This is a genomic window from Pauljensenia sp. UMB6358, assembly GCF_030216865.1.
Classification (GTDB): domain Bacteria; phylum Actinomycetota; class Actinomycetes; order Actinomycetales; family Actinomycetaceae; genus Pauljensenia; species Pauljensenia turicensis_A.
Genome location: NZ_JASOMS010000083.1, coordinates 1 through 326, shown reverse-complemented (window position 1 = coordinate 326; position 326 = coordinate 1). Strand labels below are relative to the sequence as shown.

General features: G+C 56.4%; 1 protein-coding gene. It reads left to right on the top strand.

Annotated features, from left to right (window positions below; all coding sequences use genetic code 11):
• Positions 1-326, top strand: a 326-nt coding sequence (locus QP381_RS08725) for a hypothetical protein (RefSeq protein ID WP_285068575.1), incomplete at both ends; no start/stop codon positions are given.

The window sequence follows — 326 nt, the reverse complement described above, 5'->3', positions numbered from 1 at the left end:
ATGACTCAAAATTCAAGCAGGGTCTAAACAGTGCGGAACAAGGATTCAAAAAGACCGGTGAAGCCGCTTCCCAAGCTGGTCAGAAAGCAGGAGAAGCAGCAGGCCAGGCTGGTGAAGCCGCTAAAGCAGCCGGGCAGGCCGGAGAAGCCACCGAAAAAACAGCTAACCGGGCTTCCACGGCTATGGGCAAGCTTAAGAGCGTGGGTAAGGTTACCGCTGCCGCGTTCACAGCAACCGCTGGTATCGCTGGCACCCTAACCGCGAAAATTGTTCGCCAAGGCGTAGCATTCAATGCCCTCGAACAAGGCTCGCGCGCCGCGTTGAAA